Source organism: Nonomuraea sp. ATR24 (assembly GCF_041950485.1).
GTDB classification, from domain to species: Bacteria; Actinomycetota; Actinomycetes; order Streptosporangiales; family Streptosporangiaceae; genus Nonomuraea; species Nonomuraea ceibae.
On record NZ_JBGNUU010000008.1, the window covers coordinates 87,192 to 102,840 of the forward strand.

The 15,649-nt window shown below is 73.8% G+C and carries 11 protein-coding genes; 6 read left to right on the top strand and 5 right to left on the bottom strand.

Annotated features, from left to right (window positions below):
* The first annotated feature begins 92 nt into the window (after positions 1 to 92).
* Together ACBI99_RS21375 and ACBI99_RS21380 are read left to right on the top strand one after the other, a co-directional pair.
* Positions 93 to 1,235: an acyltransferase gene (locus ACBI99_RS21375; RefSeq protein ID WP_375073217.1), complete on the top strand. Its 1,143-nt coding sequence runs from the start codon at positions 93 to 95 to the stop codon at positions 1,233 to 1,235.
* A 556-nt stretch (positions 1,236 to 1,791) separates the two neighbouring features.
* Positions 1,792 to 2,301: a hypothetical protein gene (locus ACBI99_RS21380; RefSeq protein ID WP_219507299.1), complete on the top strand. Its 510-nt coding sequence runs from the start codon at positions 1,792 to 1,794 to the stop codon at positions 2,299 to 2,301.
* Positions 2,302 to 2,546: 245 nt separating this feature from the next.
* On the opposite strand, the gene ACBI99_RS21385 is transcribed toward ACBI99_RS21380, so the two are convergent.
* Positions 2,547 to 2,714 (bottom strand): hypothetical protein, encoded by a 168-nt coding sequence (locus ACBI99_RS21385; protein WP_375073218.1) that lies wholly within the window; start codon positions 2,712 to 2,714, stop codon positions 2,547 to 2,549.
* Between the two features lie 290 nt (positions 2,715 to 3,004).
* Between ACBI99_RS21385 and ACBI99_RS21390 the strand changes: the two genes are divergently transcribed.
* Positions 3,005 to 7,192, top strand: coding sequence for a hypothetical protein (locus ACBI99_RS21390; RefSeq protein ID WP_375073219.1), 4,188 nt, complete (start codon positions 3,005 to 3,007; stop codon positions 7,190 to 7,192).
* Positions 7,193 to 7,197: 5 nt separating this feature from the next.
* On the opposite strand, the gene ACBI99_RS21395 is transcribed toward ACBI99_RS21390, so the two are convergent.
* Positions 7,198 to 9,591: a glycoside hydrolase family 3 N-terminal domain-containing protein gene (locus tag ACBI99_RS21395; protein ID WP_375073220.1), complete on the bottom strand. Its 2,394-nt coding sequence runs from the start codon at positions 9,589 to 9,591 to the stop codon at positions 7,198 to 7,200.
* A gap of 240 nt (positions 9,592 to 9,831) precedes the next feature.
* On the opposite strand from ACBI99_RS21395, the gene ACBI99_RS21400 reads away from it, so the two are divergent.
* From ACBI99_RS21400 to ACBI99_RS21410, 3 genes are all read left to right on the top strand, one after another.
* Positions 9,832 to 10,200, top strand: a complete 369-nt coding sequence (locus tag ACBI99_RS21400; RefSeq protein WP_357589840.1) for a peptidase inhibitor family I36 protein — start codon at positions 9,832 to 9,834, stop codon at positions 10,198 to 10,200.
* A gap of 248 nt (positions 10,201 to 10,448) precedes the next feature.
* Positions 10,449 to 11,108: a lytic polysaccharide monooxygenase gene (locus ACBI99_RS21405; RefSeq protein ID WP_375073221.1), complete on the top strand. Its 660-nt coding sequence runs from the start codon at positions 10,449 to 10,451 to the stop codon at positions 11,106 to 11,108.
* 86 nt (positions 11,109 to 11,194) lie between these two features.
* Positions 11,195 to 11,779: a hypothetical protein gene (locus ACBI99_RS21410; RefSeq protein ID WP_375073222.1), complete on the top strand. Its 585-nt coding sequence runs from the start codon at positions 11,195 to 11,197 to the stop codon at positions 11,777 to 11,779.
* A gap of 13 nt (positions 11,780 to 11,792) precedes the next feature.
* Here ACBI99_RS21410 and ACBI99_RS21415 read toward each other — a convergent pair whose 3' ends face one another.
* The 3 genes from ACBI99_RS21415 to ACBI99_RS21425 form a co-directional block, all read right to left on the bottom strand.
* The gene (locus tag ACBI99_RS21415) at positions 11,793 to 12,227 is read right to left on the bottom strand and encodes a DUF2267 domain-containing protein (RefSeq protein ID WP_364170867.1); all 435 of its coding nucleotides are present in this window, start codon (positions 12,225 to 12,227) and stop codon (positions 11,793 to 11,795) included.
* A gap of 73 nt (positions 12,228 to 12,300) precedes the next feature.
* Entirely contained in the window at positions 12,301 to 13,422 is a 1,122-nt protein-coding gene (locus ACBI99_RS21420) for a glycosyltransferase family 4 protein (RefSeq protein WP_357589835.1), read from the bottom strand.
* Positions 13,423 to 13,466: 44 nt separating this feature from the next.
* Positions 13,467 to 15,608 carry a glycogen debranching N-terminal domain-containing protein gene (locus ACBI99_RS21425; RefSeq protein ID WP_375073224.1) on the bottom strand — a complete coding sequence of 714 codons (2,142 nt, stop codon included), beginning with the start codon at positions 15,606 to 15,608 and terminating at the stop codon, positions 13,467 to 13,469.
* Positions 15,609 to 15,649 lie beyond the last annotated feature (41 nt).

Here is a 15,649-nt window from a genome sequence, read left to right on the forward strand (position 1 = left end):
GCTCGGCGCGGCGGCGGACGCTTGGGCTTGTCCCACGGGTCGCCAAGGACGCCTCGGCCGGCCGTCGTGAGAGCCGTGGCGGGGGCGGCGGTGTGCCTCCGGCGCGAGGGTTCGTGCGGCGGATCGCCGACGCCACCCCGGCCGATCGTGACCGGGGGGTCGACGCGTTGCGGGCGCTGGCGATCCTGGGGGTGGTGCTCGGGCACTGGCTGGTGACCGCTGTGGTGGCCGACAGCGGGACGCTGCGGGTGACGAGCCCGCTCAAGCAGCTGCCGGAGCTCACTCCGCTGACCTGGCTGCTGCAGACGCTGGCGGTGTTCTTCCTGGTGGCGGGCCGCGTGAGCACCCAGGGCTACGTGCGGGCGCGCGCTGCGGGCGGCACGTACACGCAGTGGCTGGGGCCTCGGCTGGCCCGGCTGTCGCGGCCGGTCGTCGTGGTGGCGGCGGTGTGGGCGGTGGCGGCCGTCGCGATGCTCGCCGCCGGGGCCGACCAGGACACCGTGTGGGCGCTGGTCAAGCTGGTGTGGTCGCCGCTGTGGTTCCTGCTGGTGCTCGCGCTGCTGACGGCGCTGACGCCGCTTGCCGCCCGGCTCAGCCCGTGGTGGCCGCTCGCCGCCGTAGCGCTGAGCGACCTCGTCCGCTACGGCCTGAACGATCCCGCGCCCGGGTGGGCCGAAGGGGTCAACGTGATCTGCGGGTGGCTGGTCCCGTACTGCCTGGGAGCGGCCTGGGCGCAGGGGCGGCCACGCGGGCGGGCGGCCGGGTGGGGGCTGCTGGCGGGCGGGGCGGTGGTGGCCGCGGGGCTGGTCGGGTGGGGTGGGTATCCGGCGGCGATGGTGGGGGTTCCGGGGGCGGCGGTGTCCAACCTGGACCCGCCTTCGCTGGCGGCGGTCGCGTTCGGGCTGGCGCAGTGCGGGGCGACGATGCTGCTGGCCGGGCCGTTACGGCGGGCGCTGCGAAGACCGCGCCTCTGGGCGGGGGTGGCGCTGGTGAACCTGGGCGCGATGACGATCTTCCTGTGGCATCAGACGGCGATGATCGCGGTCACCGCCGTTGCGCTGAAGTCCGGGACGGCGGTGACCGGGCTGCACACCGTGCCGGACGGGTTCGGGTGGGTGGCGTGGCGGGTCGCGTGGCTGCCGGCGTTCGCGGCGGCACTGGCGGTGTGCGTGCTGGCCTTTCACGCGTACGAGCGCCGCCGCCCGCCCCGCCGACGCCGCACCCGCCCAGGCTGAGGCCGCACCCTCCCGAGGTGAGGCCCCGCCGGGGGTTTGGCTCCTCCGGGGTACAGGCCCCGCCGGGGGTATGACTCCTCCGGGGTACGGGCCCGTCGGGGGTACGGCCCCATCGGGGGGTAAGGCCCGCCCGGGATAGCGCCCCGCCCGGGGTAACGCCCCTCCCTGCGCTGGCCCCTCCGGGGGCGAGGCCCCGTCTGTTGGTAAGACCCCGTCGCGTGAGGCCCCTTCCGGCGCTCAGGCCCCTCCCGGGGGGTGAGGCCCCGCCCGAGGGGTGAGGCCCCGCCCGGGGGGTAAGACCCCGTCGGGGTAAGGCCCCTTCCCGCGCTCAGATTTCTTCCGGGGGTGGCACTCCTTTCGGGGTGAGGTTCCGCCTGGAGGTAACACCCCGTTGCGGTGAGGCCCCTTCCCGCGCTCAGACCCGCTCCCAGGGGTGAGACGCCTTCCGGGGTGAGGTTTCGCCTGGGTTGTGCATTTGATTACAAGGTCGTACGGAGGATGGCGGTCTGGTCGTCGGGCGGGGAGACTGCGGGGTGTGTCGCGCCGATGGGTTCCCGTGCTGTTGCTGCTCCTGGTGACGGCGGCTTGCGGGCAGGGGGCGGCGTTGAGCGGCCCCACGATGGACCGGGTGCTCGGGCAGGGGGTGGCGCCGGATCTCATCTACCTGGTGGAGCTGCCCGGGTACGAGCTGGCCGAGCAGTCGATCGGCGTGGTGAACGAGAAGGGGTTCGGCGCGTTCTACACCTCGGCCGAGGGCGGGCAGGTGGAGTTGCGCGTCGACCGAGGCCCGTACCGGTGCGTGGGCACGTGCGAGCGGGACGGCGACGGCTGGTACGCGGTGCACGAGGGCAGGCACGAGTACGTGGCCGTCGGCGAACGTCATCACCTTCGGCTGATCGGCGACGTGGAGCGGGTCGACCGTGCGGTGCTGCGGGAGGCCGCCGAGGGCGCCCGTCCGGTCGTCACCGAGGGCACGCCGTCACCGCCGCCGGCCCCGGTGGAGCGTGGTGACCTGCCGAGCCACGGTGACATGGCGCCGCTGAACCCGACCGGCCCCGGCGGCTGATCCCTGCCCCCGCTCCCACCGATGTGCCGCCGTGCCCGCGAACATGCGGGCCGAAGCTGCGGGGGTGAGGCCAGTTCGGCCGTTCCATCTCACGGGGTGTGATCGGTGCATTACGATTTTCCTGCCTTGTGGTGATCAAGGTTGCGGGAGATCTCGGTGCCGGCGGTGTCGCCCGGGTCGTCGGCGAAGGGTGGTCTGACGCTGGACGTCAGTTTCACGGGTCGCTGTCGCGCGGCCCTGGCGTGTCATCGCCTGCCCCACACCGCGCGGATCACCTCGGCGATCGCTCGCAGGATGCGGGCGCGGTCGGCCGAGGCGCATCCCCGGGTGGCCACCCAGACCATGAGGACGGCGGCCGTGGCCACGCACGCCAGGCTGACGATCGGCACCAGCATCCATTCCGCAGGGTTCATCGAGGTGTCCCTCCCGCGCTCGGCAGCCGGAGGATCGGCTGCGGTGGGTGCCAGTTCATCGTGGGGGCGGCATCCGGCCAACGGTTCCCGGACGGGCCGGATGAGGAGCCTTCCGGCCCAGGTCAGAGCCACTTCCGGCGCCCGTCCGGCCGGACGGTCCGGACGCGCCGGATGGGCCAGATGGGCCGGACCGACCGGATGGGCCGGATGGGCCGGATGGGCCGGACCGGCAGGACCCACCGGACCGGCAGGACCCACCGGATGGGCGGTCGTCGTGGGGGGTTGCGTGTATGGCGGGTGATGGGGAGTTGCCTGCCGCGCGGGCGGTGTTGCGGGAGGCGTTGAAGGCGCTGGAGGAGGCGGCCCGGGAGCGTGCCCCGGGGCTGCGGCGCCGGGACGTGATCGACCGGGCCAACGAGCTGCTCATCGCACAGCGGGCGGCGGCGAGGCTGACCCCGCAGACGGTCAGCGACTGGCTCACCCGGGGCAGCGCCGCCCAGGATTTCGTGCCGTTGTGGACGCTGGTCCGTGTGCTGCTGGAGCATGCCGGCAGCCCGCCCGCCTACGAGCTGAGGCACGCCTGGTGGCGCAGCCAGCACGAGCTGTGGAAGAAGCGCTGGGAGCAGGCCCGCGCCGCCGGCGTGCAGGAGCGACCGGGGCTTCGTCCGGCGGCGGGGGAAACGTGCCCGTACCCGGGGCTGCGCGCGTTCACCGGGGACGAGGCCGAGTGGTTCTTCGGGCGGGAGGCGCTGGTCAGCAGGGTCATGGACCGGCTCGAACGGTGTCTTGCCGACCGCAGCCCGCTGGCCGTCGTGGCGCCCTCGGGCGCGGGCAAGTCGTCGCTGCTGCACGCCGGGGTGCTTCCGGCGCTGGCCAGGGGGCAACTGCCCGGCTCCCGGCACTGGCCGCGACTGGTGCTCACCCCCACGGCCGATCCGTTCGGGGAGCTCGTGGCGAAGCTCGCGGCACTGACGGGGGCCGAGGAGGCGCGGGTCGCGACGGCGCTGGAGGAGGGCTCCGCCGGGCCGGCGGCTCTGATACGCGAGCGGCTCAAGCTCCCGCCCGGCGGCAGGATCGTCCTGGTCGTCGACCAGCTGGAGGAGCTGTTCACGCTGTGCCCGGACGAGTCGGTGCGGCGCCGGTTCGTGGCCGCCCTCGCCCGCCTGACCGCGACGGCGGCGCCCCGCGCCGAGCGGCCCGGCGAGGAGCGGCCCGGCGTGGAGCAGCCCGACGCCCAGCAGCCCCGCGCCGAACAGCCCGACGCCCAGCAGCCCGCCGCCCAGCAGCCCGCCGCCGAGGAGCCTGTCGCGCTGGGACTCTACGGGCTGCGCGCGGACTTCTACGGCTCGTGCGCCGGCTTCTCCCATCTTCGTGACGTGCTGGCGAACCATCAGGTGTTCATCGGCGCGATGACGGGCGACGAGGTGCGCCGGGCCGTGACGGAGCCGGCCAGGCGGAGCGGCCTGTCGCTCGCGCCCGGCGTGGTCGACGTCATCCTGCGCGACCTGCGTGGCGCGGCGGGCCCGTACGAGGGCGCGTACAGGGCGGAGCGGTTGCCGCTGCTCGCGCACGCGTTGTGGGTGACGTGGCTGAACCGTAAGGGCGATGCCCTGACCCTGGAGGGCTACCACGCGTCCGGCGGCATCGACGGCGCGGTCGCGGCCAGCGCGGAGGAGGAGTTCGGGGAGCTGTCACCGGCCGCCCGGGAGGCGGCGCGGACGCTGTTCCTGGCTCTGGTCAGGGTCGGCGAGAACGGCGAGGTCACCAGCCGCCGCCGGACCCAGGAAGACCTCATGCTGGCCGCCGCCGACCCGGCGGGCGCGCAGGAAGCGGCCGAGCGGTTCACCCGCGCCCGGCTGCTCAGCCAGGGGGTGGAGCGGGCGGGCGGCTCGGTCACCGTCGAGATCACCCATGAGGCGCTGCTGTGGGCCTGGCCGAAGCTGCGTGACGACTGGATCGGCCGGGGCGAGAAGGGGACGAACGCCCTGATCCGCCAGGAGGTGGAGGACGCAGCCGTCGCCTGGGAACGCGGCCGGCGCAAGGACGTCACCGCCCTGTACCGGGGCAGCAGGCTGGAGCTGGCCCGCGGCTGGGCGGCGGCGGCGAGCCGCGCGGAGGTCACGCCCCTCGTCAGGCAGTTCGTCGACGCCTCCGAACGGCACGAGCGGCGCAGCCGCCGGATCCGGCGCGCGGCGGTGGCCACGGTGTGCGTGCTCGCGCTGATCGCCTCGGGGCTGGCCGTGTTCGCCCTCGACAAGCAGAGCGCCGCCGTCGCCGAACGCGACAACGCGATCTTCGAACGGGTCGCGGCGGAGGCCGACCGTCAGCGTGAGACCAACGGTGAGCTGGCCGCGCAGCTCGACCTGACCGCGTATCGGATGCGGCCGACGCCCGCCCTGCGCACCCGGCTGATGACGGAGGCGGGTTCCGTGCTCTCCACCGCGCTGCCGGGCCACTACCCCCATTCCCCTGTGGTCGCCTTCGGCCGGGACGGCACCCTGGCGACCGGCTCCAGGCGGCTGCGGCTCTGGAACGTCTCCGACCCGGCCCGCCCGGCCCCGCTGACCGAGGAGCTCAGCGCCGGTGAGCGGGTCTTCGTGCAGCAGCTCGCCTACAGCCCGGAAGGCGACCTGCTGGCGCGCGGCGGCTCCGACGGCACCATCCGGCTCCTGGACGTCTCCGATCCCCGGCGCCCGGTGGCGCTGTCGGACCCGGTGACCGTGTCGGAGGGCATGGTGGTGAGCCTGAGGTTCGGTCCCGACGGACGGACCCTGGCCCTCGGCACCAGGGCGGACACCCCCGGCACCACGGCCAGCACCGTGCAGCTGTGGGACGTCGCGGATCCTCGGCGGCCCCGGCGGCTGAGCACGGTGCTGTCCCGGGAGCGCGAGGGCGTCACGTCCGTCGCGTTCAGCCCGGACGGGGCCACGCTCGTGGTCACCGGGGGCACCGGCCCGGGCGATCGGCGCAGGCTGCTGACCCGGCTGTGGGACGTGGCCGATCCGGCCCGGCCCGCCCCGCTGGGCGGCGAGCTGGGCGGGCACGCAGGCGTCGTGCACCAGGTCGCGTTCGCCCCTGACGGGCACGTGATGGCCACCGCCGGAGGCGACAACCGTGTGCTGCTCTGGGATCTCGCGGACCGGAAGCGGCCGAAGGTGAGCAACACCCTGTTCCTGTCGACCACGGTGAGCGCGGTCGCCTTCAGCCCCGACGGGCGCGTGCTGGCCTCCGGCGACAACTCGGGCAGCATCTACCTCTGGAACACCGGCTCCCCGGCCCATGCCAGGACGCTCGGCCCGCCGCTGCGCGGGCACACCAGCGTCGTCAGCAGCCTGGCGTTCGACGCCACGGGAAGCAGGCTGGCCAGCGCCAGCGGCGACAGCACCGTACGGCTCTGGCCCCTGCCCCCGGCCCTGGCCGTCACGGGCGGCGGCCTGACCGTCAACGCGCTGGCGACCACGGGCGACGGCCGCCTGCTCGCGGTGGCCTCCGGGTTCCACGTCACGCTCTGGGACGTCTCCGACCCGGCGCGCCTGGCCCCGGTCGGCGCGCTTCCGCAGTCCTTGTTCGTCGTGGAGGCGCTGGCGATCAGGCAAGGGCCGGGCACGTCCGGGAAGACGATCCTGGCCACGGGCAACCGCGGCGGCTCCGTACGGCTGTGGGACGTCTCCGCGCCGGCCCGTCCGGTGGATCTCGGTGAGGCGCCCGGCAGGCAGCTCACCATGATCTCCGCGCTGGCCTTCGACGCCACCGGGCACACCCTGGCCGCCGCCTCGATGGATCTCCAGGGCGGCTACTCCGGCACGCTGCGCGCCTGGGACGTGAGCGACCCGGCCCGCCCCACCGCGCTCGGGGGTGAGCTGCGCGCGCAGCCGCTGCCGATCAAGAGCATGACGGCCGCGCCCCGGGGGCCGTACGTCTACAGCAGCGAGGTGTTCGGCACCGTCCACGTCTGGCGGACGGGCGACGGAGCCGTTCCCGCGCTGGCCGGTCAGGTGGCCACGAACCAGACGCTCATCTCCCTGGACGTCAGCGCCCGCTCGCTGCTGGCCGTCGGCGGCGGGGACAACCTGGTCCGGTTGTGGGACCTGTCGCGGCCGGGCTCCCCGAAGTCCGTCGGGGGGCCGCTGCCCGCCGGCGGCGTGGTCTCCAGCGTGAGCTTCGCCCCGGACGGCAGGCTGCTCGCCAGCGGCGCGGTCGGCCAGATCCGGCTCTGGGACACCTCCGCCCCCGCCGCCGCCTCCGCCCACGGGCTCCCGGTCACGGGCCACAACGGCGCGGTCAACGCCGTCCTGTTCAGCCCGCGCGGCGACGTGCTCGTCAGCGGCGGCCAGGACGGCACCGTACGGCTCTGGCAGGCCGACCCGGAGCGCGCGTTCGCGCTCCTGTGTGGGTCGACGGGTCACGCGATGACGCCGGAGCTGTGGAGGAAGTACGTGTCCCCGGTCCTGGACTACGACCCGCCCTGCGGCGGGTAGCCGGGTCAGGGGGCGCAGGTGTAGGCGGAGGGCAGGGCGGGGTCGGCGGAGGGGCGGGTGGCCTGGAAGCCGAACGACGTGGTCGCGCCCGGGCCGAGCGTGGCGTTGTGCGCGGCGTTGCGCAGGGTGACCGTCTGCCCGCTGGTGGTGGGGACGGCGTTCCAGTGGCCGGTGAGGCGGTGGCCGGGCGGCAGGGTGAGGGTGACGCTCCAGCCGTTGAGCGGGGCGGTGCCGGTGTTGGTGACGTTCGCCTGGACGACGTAGCCGGTGTCCCACTGGCTCTGCACGGCCGGGGTGACCGAGCAGCCGCCGCCTCCCGAGGGTGCGGTGGTGACGGTGACCGTGGCGGAGCGGGGTGATCGGTTGCCGGCGGCGTCGCGGGCGTAGACGGCGAAGGTGTGGGCGGTGGCGGGGGCGAGTCCGGTGAGGGTGGCCGTGGCGGCGGCGGTGGTGGCCACGGTCGTCTCGGCGGCGCCCTGGACGCGCACCACGTCGTACGCGGTCACCGCCACGTCGTCGGTGGAGGCGGCCCAGGTGAGGGTGGCCGAGGAGGAGGTGACGGCGGAGGCGGAGGGAGCGCCGGGGGCGGTGGGCGGGTCGGTGTCCTCGCCGGCCGGCTCGTAGGTGAGGCCGAACCCGTACGGGAACAGCGGTGTCTTGCCGTCGCCGGCGTTGATGGGCTGCTGGGAGGAGCTGCTCATCCACGTGAACGGCAGTTTGCCGGTGGGCTGGACGGCGCCGAACAGAACGTCGGCGACGCCGTTCCCCTCGGTGCCGGGGAGCCAGGCGGCGACGAGGCCGTCCCAGCCGGACAGGTGCGCGGCGACGTCGAGCGGGCGGCCGGAGACGAGCACGACGACGACCGGGACGCCGGCGGCGCGCAGGGTGGCGATCGTGTTGAGGTCTTCGGAGTCCAGGCCGAGGCCGCCGGGCCGGTCGCCGTCACCCTCGGCGTACGGGGGCTCGCCGACGACGGCGACGGCGACGTCGTAGGAGCCGTCGACGCCGCGGCCGTCGCGGCTGTAGGCGACGGTGGCGCCGGTGTCCCTGATGCCGTCCAGGATCGTGGTGCCGGGGGTGATGTCGCCGGGCGAGCCCTGCCAGGAGATGGTCCAGCCGCCGCTCTGGTAGCCGATGTCGTCGGCGCTCTTGCCGGCGACGAAGATCCGGCCGTCGCGGGGCAGCGGCAGCACGCCGCCGCTGTTCTTGAGCACGACCTGGGACTTGGCGACGGCCTCGCGGGCCAGGGCGCGGTGGGCGGCGCTGCCGACGGTGGCGGTGTAGGACCGGTCGGTGAGGGGCTTCTCGAACAGGCCCTGCTCGAACTTCTTGGTGAGGACGCGGCGTACGGCGTCGTCGATCCGCGTCTGCGGGACCCGTCCGGCCTGGGTCTCGGCGCGCAGCAGGTCGATGAAGCGCCGCCAGTCGGTGGGGGCCATCACCATGTCGATCCCGGCGTTGATCGCGGTGCGCACGTCCTGGGCGGACAGGCCGGGGGCGCCGTCGATCTGGTCGACGCCGTTCCAGTCGGACACGACGAATCCGGAGAAGCCGAGCTCGCCCTTGAGCACGGTGGTGATCAGGTACTGGTGGCCGTGCACCTTGACGCCGTTCCAGCTGCTGAAGGAGATCATGACGGAGCCGACGCCGCGGGCGATCGCGGCCTCGAAGGGCGGCAGGTGCACGGCCCGCAGCTCGCTCTCGCTCAGCCGGGTGTCGCCCTGGTCGTCGCCGCCCGCGGTGCCGCCGTCGCCGAGGTAGTGCTTGGCGGTGGCGAGCACGGAGGCGGGGCCGTCCTGCAGGCCGGTGACGAGCGTGGCCATCGCGGCGGGCAGTTCGGGCGTCTCGCCGAAGGACTCGTACGTCCTGCCCCACCGGTCGTCGCGGGCGACGCAGAGGCAGGGGGCGAAGTTCCAGTCGACGCCGGTGCCGGTGACCTCCTCGGCGACGGCCCGGCCGATGCGTTCGACGAGGGCGGGGTCGCGGGTGGCGCCGAGTCCGGCGTTGTGCGGGAAGATCGTGGCGCCGTGGACGTTGTTGTGCCCGTGCACGGCGTCGACCCCGTACAGGATGGGGATGCCGAGCGGGGTGGCGAGGGCGGCGTTCTGGAACCTGTCGTACATGTCGGCCCAGGAGGCGGCGGTGTTGGGCGAGGGCGCGGAGCCGCCGCCGGACAGGACGGAGCCGAGCCGGTAGGCGGTGATGTCGGCGGCGCTGACGGAGCCGCGTTCGGCCTGGGTCATCTGGCCGAGCTTCTCGTCGAGCGACATGCGGGACATGAGGTCGGCGACCCGGGTGGCGACGGGCAGCGCGGGGTCCTTGTAGGGGGGATCGGCGGCGGTGGGGACCGCCATGCCGGCGGCGACGAGCAGGGTCACGACGGCCCGGTGGATGCGCACGGCCTCCGCCTCCTCAGTAGTTGGGAGCGCTCCCACGGTAGGCCGTCCCGACCGGCTGCCGCCATCATCGGAGCACCCGCATGGCCTCCCACCAGGGCGGTCGCGGTGAAATTTTCACGCGGCGGAATTAGCGGACGATCACCCCTTCCCGCGCAAGATCGGGCGAGGTATGTTCGAGCCGTTCCGAAGAAAAGTTTCACCCATGGAGGAATGGTGGGCAAGAAGCTTCAATTGCTGGCTGTGCCGATCGCGGCTTTCGCGATGGCCTCCCTGATGAGCGCTCCCGCCCAGGCTGCCGAAGGGTACGACCGGTGCCAGGTGGGGAACTACTGCATGTTCTCCGGCCTCGACGGCACCGGTGACATCATCCAGATCACCAGCGACACGCCCGACCTGGCCGTCCTGGGCATGGCCGACCGCGCCAAGTCCGACTGGAACCGGACGAGCACCAGGGTCCACCTCTACTCCGAGGCGAACTGGGGCGGCTGCACCGCCACCACCAGCGCCGGCGGCAAGGGCAACTTCTACATCGACTACCGCGACTTCTTCGACGGCGTCCGCTTCGGCGGCCCGAACGGCCCGTCCTGCTACGTCCCGCCCGAGTCCTGATCCGACCCTCTCCGGAGCCCCCGCCCGCCCGGGCGGGGGCTCCGCCGTCTCCGGGCCGGCGGACGGTGAAACTTTCAACCGGATCGCCGTACGCCTTTCCGCTGCTCGCCCCGCTGATCACGGCCGGCCGGCAGGTTGCTTACAGGGTCAGTCAGTTGTTGACAGCACTGCGGTCAGATAGCGTCCCCCTCAACCCACGCGGGAGCGCTCCCCCGGAACCCCCTGACCGGAACACGGAGACCGCCACCATGCCCCACGGCAAGACTCACTGGGCCCTGCGCGCCGCAGTCGTGCTGCTGTCCGTAGCCCTGCTCAACGTCGTCCCCCTCGCCGGCGGCGCCTCGGCGCACGGATCGGTCGTCGATCCCGCCTCGCGCAACTACGGCTGCTGGCAGCGCTGGGGCTCCGACTTCCAGAACCCGGCCATGCAGCAGCAGGACCCGATGTGCTGGCAGGCCTGGCAGGACAACCCCAACGCCATGTGGAACTGGAACGGGCTCTACCGCAACAACGTCGGCGGCAACCACCAGGCCGCCGTCCCCAACGGCCAGCTGTGCAGCGGCGGCCTCACCGAGGGCGCCCGCTACCGGTCCCTCGACACGCCCGGCCCGTGGAAGACGACGAGCCTCGGCGGCACCTTCACCATCAACCTGTACGACCAGGCCAGCCACGGCGCCGACTACATCCGCGTCTACATCACCCGCCAGGGCTACGACGCCACGACCACGCCCCTCGGCTGGAACCACCTGGAGCTCATCCGTGAGACGCCCCGCTACGCGCCCAGCCAGAACTACGTCATCAGCAACCTGAGCGCCTCCGGCCGCACCGGCCGCCACGTGATCTACACGGTGTGGAAGGCCTCCCACATGGACCAGACGTACTACATCTGCAGCGACGTCACCTTCTGACGACGCCTACGTCTGGTGTCAGCCGGGCGTCCCGGGCCAGCGCGTCATACGCGGCGAAACCGGGACGCCCGTCTTACTGTGGGTACATGACTGATCACCCGCCGCAGGAGCCGGTCGACATGGCGGCGTGCGTCATCGGCGAGTGCGCGCGCTTCGGCGCCCGGCTGCGCACGCTGACCGGGCAGCTCGGGTTCGCGCCCGCGCCCGCCACCGACCGCGAGGAGCTGCAGCAGGCCGTGGCCTACATCCACGCCGCGCTCGCCGATCTGCTGGCCGCGCTGCAGCCGATCCATCACGAGGACCTGCGGCGCATCCTCAGCGACCGGGAGATGGGCCTGGTCCGCTGCCTCGACGGCTGCACCCCGCCCCGGGACGCGACGGGCGCCGAGGTGGGGGCCTGCGGCGGGTGCGGCGGCGGCGCGTGCCGCAGTTGCGGGCACCCGGTGCCGCCCGACGGCCCGGCCCTGTGCTGGCGCTGCGTCGCCTCACCCGAACAGCCGGACCCGCTGCGGCCCGGCACCATGAGGACGGACCCCGTACGGACCGGCCCCGTACAGACCGAAGGCGCCCAACCCGGGAACACGCCTGGGACCGCACCTGAGACCGCACGGCCTGAGGCCGCGCGGTTGCACATACCGGCCGGTGACCTGCCGTGGGTGGCGACGGCCTGAGGGCCGCGCCGCGTCAGCCGCCGTGATGGGTGGCGCCGTGGTGGATGGCGCCCTGGCTGCCCGAGGTGACGAGGTCGCGCAGGTCCTCGGGGAGGCTGTCGCGCACCTTGTTCATGATGCCGCCCTGCGTCGCCTGGCCGGTCACCTCCAGCACCACCCGCGCGAGGTAGAGGGCGCGGGGCTCGTCGACGCCCGCCCTGGCGGCGACGCGCTGGACGAATTCGTGGCGGCCGAAGTGCTCGCCGGTGCCGAGGCCGCCGTAGACCTCGGTGCGCCGCAGGTTCTCGCCGATCTCGTGGGGCAGCTGGGCGGCGAGCTTGTCCGCCAGGCCCTCCGGGACGCGTTCGCCCAGGGTCTCCAGCGTCGCCCGGCTGGCGCGTTCGGCCTTGTCGCGCCCGCCGAGGTGGGCGCGGGCCTGTACCTGTCCGATGAACTCGTCGTGTCTCATGGCTCCTCCTCACCCTCCTGGGTCGGCTACCCGTCGACCGAAAACGACAAACCACTACAAATCGGGCGTGACGCTAGCCCGAGGTCAGGTTCTTGTACGGGTCGGGCCGCCCGCCGGTGGCCGAGCGCAGGATCCGCCGGTAGACGCGCTCGTACCCGTCGACCATCACGCCGACGCCGAACGCCCGCTCCACGTGCCGGCGGCAGTCGCCCGGGTCGAGCGACCCGGCCGCCTCGATGGCGGCGGGCAGCTCCTCCGGCGAGCCGAGCACGAAACCGGTGACGCGGTCGACGACCAGCTCCGGTACCGAGCCCCGGGCCAGCGCCACCACCGGCGTGCCGCACGCCATCGCCTCGATCACCACCATGCCGAACGGCTCCTCCCACTGGATGGGGAAGACCAGGCAGCGGGCGGCGGCCAGCAGCTCACGCTTGTGCGCGGCGTCCGCCTCGCCGACGTAGACGGCGTCCGGGCCGAGCCTGGGGCGCACGTGCTCGTCGAAGTAGGCCCGCTCGACCTCCTCGGTGAGCTTGCCGGCCAGCACGATGCGCCGCCCGGCCGCGCGGGCGGCGTCGATCGCCAGGTGCGCGCCCTTGTCGTCGCCGAAGCGGCCGAGCCACAGCACCCACTCCTGCTTCCTCTCGCGGTACGGGAACGAGCCCGTGTCCAGGGCGTTGTGCACGGTCCCGGCCCAGTTCAGGTCGGGCGCGAGCGCCCGCTGGGCGTGGGAGATCGCCACGAGCGGGCTGCCGAGCGCCTGGTAGTACTCGCCGTACTCGCCGTCGGAGCGGGTGTGGCAGGTGACCACGGTGGGAATCGCGCGGGCGGCGGCCGTCAGCGGCCCGGTGAGCGAGTGGTCGTGCACCACGTCGGCCTCGAGCGCCGACAGCATCCGCTGGGCGCAGGCCGCGTGCAGCACCTCCGGCAGCACGGTGCCGATCCGCGCCGACGGCGGCTCCCGGTAGGTGCGCAGGAAGCGCGCGGGCACGCCGCCGCGGCCGGCGGCGATCAGCGTCACGTCGTGGCCGCGCCCGGCCAGGCCGGTGATCAGGTCGGCCAGCATCGCCTCGATGCCGCCGTACGCCTTCGGGGGCACCTCCTGCCACGGCGGCGCGACCATCACGATGCGCAGACCCGCCGCCGTACCCGCGCGCCACCGCACCCGCTGTGGCGCGAGATCGATCAATGAGCCCATGCCGAGCCCCCTCCCCGCAAGGCTGCGCTGAGTGCTACCCCAGGTCAGCGCCTGCACACGGTGCTGATGGGTGGACGCGGCTCGCCGATCAGCTCGATGCCGTCCGGCAGGCCGGTGACGGTGGCGGACCGGCCGCCGTCCGCGGTCTCGATGTCCAGGCGCGCCCCCGCGATGGGCAGCCCGGAGATGCGCACGTCGCCCAGGCCCTCGGGGAAGGCCGGGGCGATCCAGATCTTGCCGGCCGGGATCCACGGGTCCAGCCGCAGCAGGCAGCGCACCAGGTGGATCGGGGCCGCCGCCGCCCACGCCTGCGGCGAGCAGGAGGTGGGGAACGGCACCGGCTGGGCGAACTCCGACCGGTCGAAGCCGCAGAACAGCTCCGGCAGCCGGCCGCCGAGCTCCTGGGCGGCGTCGAGCAGCCCGGCGGCCAGCCGCTGGGCCTCCTCGGTGAAGCCGTAGCTCATCAGCCCGGCGGCGACGATCGCGCTGTCGTGCGGCCACACCGAGCCGTTGTGGTAGCTCATCGGGTTGTAGGCGCCCATCGAGGAGGCCAGCGTGCGCACGCCGTAGCCGGTGAACATCTCCGGCGACATCAGGTGCGCGGCCACCGACGCGGCCCGGTCCTCGTCGACGATGCCGGTCCACAGGCAGTGGCCCATGTTGGAGCCGAGCCCGTCGATGGGCTGCCCGGCGCCGTCGAGCCCCATCGCGTAGTAGCCGCGGCCGGGCAGCCAGAAGCGCTCGTTGAACCGGACGCGGATCTCGTCGGCCCGCTCCAGGCAGCGCCGCTCGGTCTCGGCGTCACCGAAGGCGTTGGCGAAGTGGGCGCGGGCGACGTGCGCGGCGTACACGTACCCCTGCACCTCGGCCAGCGCGATCGGCGGGCGGGCGACGGTCCCGTCGGCGAAGGTGATGCCGTCGAAGGAGTCCTTCCAGCCCTGGTTGATCAGCCCGTGGTCGGTCTTGCGCTGGTACCAGAGCAGGCCGTCGGGGCCGCCGTAGCGCTCGATCCAGCCGAGCGCGGCGTCGGCGTGCGGCAGCAGCTCCTCGACGGCGTCGGGATGCAGGCCCCAGCGGCGCAGCTCGCCCAGCAGCATGACGAACAGCGGGGTGGCGTCGACGGAGCCGTAGTACGCCTGGCCGCCGTCCGCGGGGACGCCGCCGCCCACGCCGAAGCGCAGCTCGTGCATGATCTTGCCGGGCTCCTCCTCGGTCAGCGGGTCGACCTTGGCGCCCTGGAGGCGGGCGAGCCTGCGCAGCGTGCCGAGCGCGAGGGACTGGTCGAGCGGCAGCGACATCCACGAGGTCAGCAGCGAGTCGCGGCCGAACAGCGTCATGTACCAGGGCGCTCCCGCGGCGATCGCCGGCGGGTCCTCGGGATGGTCCGGGTCGAACAGCCGCAGGCTGCCGAGGTCCTGGCGGGAGCGGCGCAGCACCTCGTTGAGGCCCTTGTTCGCGGTGCGCAGGGCCGGGCCTCGGCGGGTCCAGTCGGCCAGCCGCCTGGCCGGGCCGGCGTGCTCGATCGCGTGGCTGGCGGGGAACCAGGCCGACGTCTCCACCCCTTCGATGATCGGGTTGACGAGGATCGTGGCCCGCCACTCCCCCCGCGCGGGGACGACCACGCGGAAGGCCAGCAGCCCCGGCGCCGCCGTCACCCCCACGTCCGCGGGCTCCACCACGACCCTGGCGCCGCGCGCCCGGCTCGCCGAGAAGATGTGCAGCCCCGCCCCCTGCGGCGTCATCTCCACGTCGGTGGCGTGGCGCACCCGTTCGGCCTTCACCTCGAACAGGTCGGCCACGTCGGAGCCCAGGTTGACGGAGACTGCGCAGCCGATCGGCTCGTCCGACAGGTTGCGCAGCGTCAGGTCCTCGCGCAGGCCGCCGCCGACGTAGCGGTCGCGCACCACCAGCAGCGTGCTCTCCACCCGCCCCGGGCGCGGCCCGGCCTTGCCGAGGAACGTGGCGTGGTACGGCTCCGACGGGATCACCTGGAGCGCCTCGACGGGCACGTCGTCCACCCGCAGCTCCAGCCACGACAGCAGCCGCGTGTCGGCGTGGTAGACGCCCTGCGCCTGGCCCGGCAGGATGTCGCCGCCCCGGGAGCACACGCAGAACGACGGCCCCTCGACCAGCGTCACCGTGTCGCCCAGCGCCCCCGGCTGCCCCTCAAAGGTCCACGCGTTCACCCTCGTGCCCCCTCCGCTCCTGCGCAGGCACGTTACCCACG

Coding starts and splice junctions, on each gene's coding strand:
- ACBI99_RS21385 (WP_375073218.1), bottom strand. CDS start 2,714: ATGAACCCTGCGGAATGGATGCTGGTGCCGATCGTCAGCCTGGCGTGC.
- ACBI99_RS21390 (WP_375073219.1), top strand. CDS start 3,005: ATGGCGGGTGATGGGGAGTTGCCTGCCGCGCGGGCGGTGTTGCGGGAG.
- ACBI99_RS21405 (WP_375073221.1), top strand. CDS start 10,449: ATGCCCCACGGCAAGACTCACTGGGCCCTGCGCGCCGCAGTCGTGCTG.
- ACBI99_RS21410 (WP_375073222.1), top strand. CDS start 11,195: ATGACTGATCACCCGCCGCAGGAGCCGGTCGACATGGCGGCGTGCGTC.
- ACBI99_RS21415 (WP_364170867.1), bottom strand. CDS start 12,227: ATGAGACACGACGAGTTCATCGGACAGGTACAGGCCCGCGCCCACCTC.
- ACBI99_RS21420 (WP_357589835.1), bottom strand. CDS start 13,422: ATGGGCTCATTGATCGATCTCGCGCCACAGCGGGTGCGGTGGCGCGCG.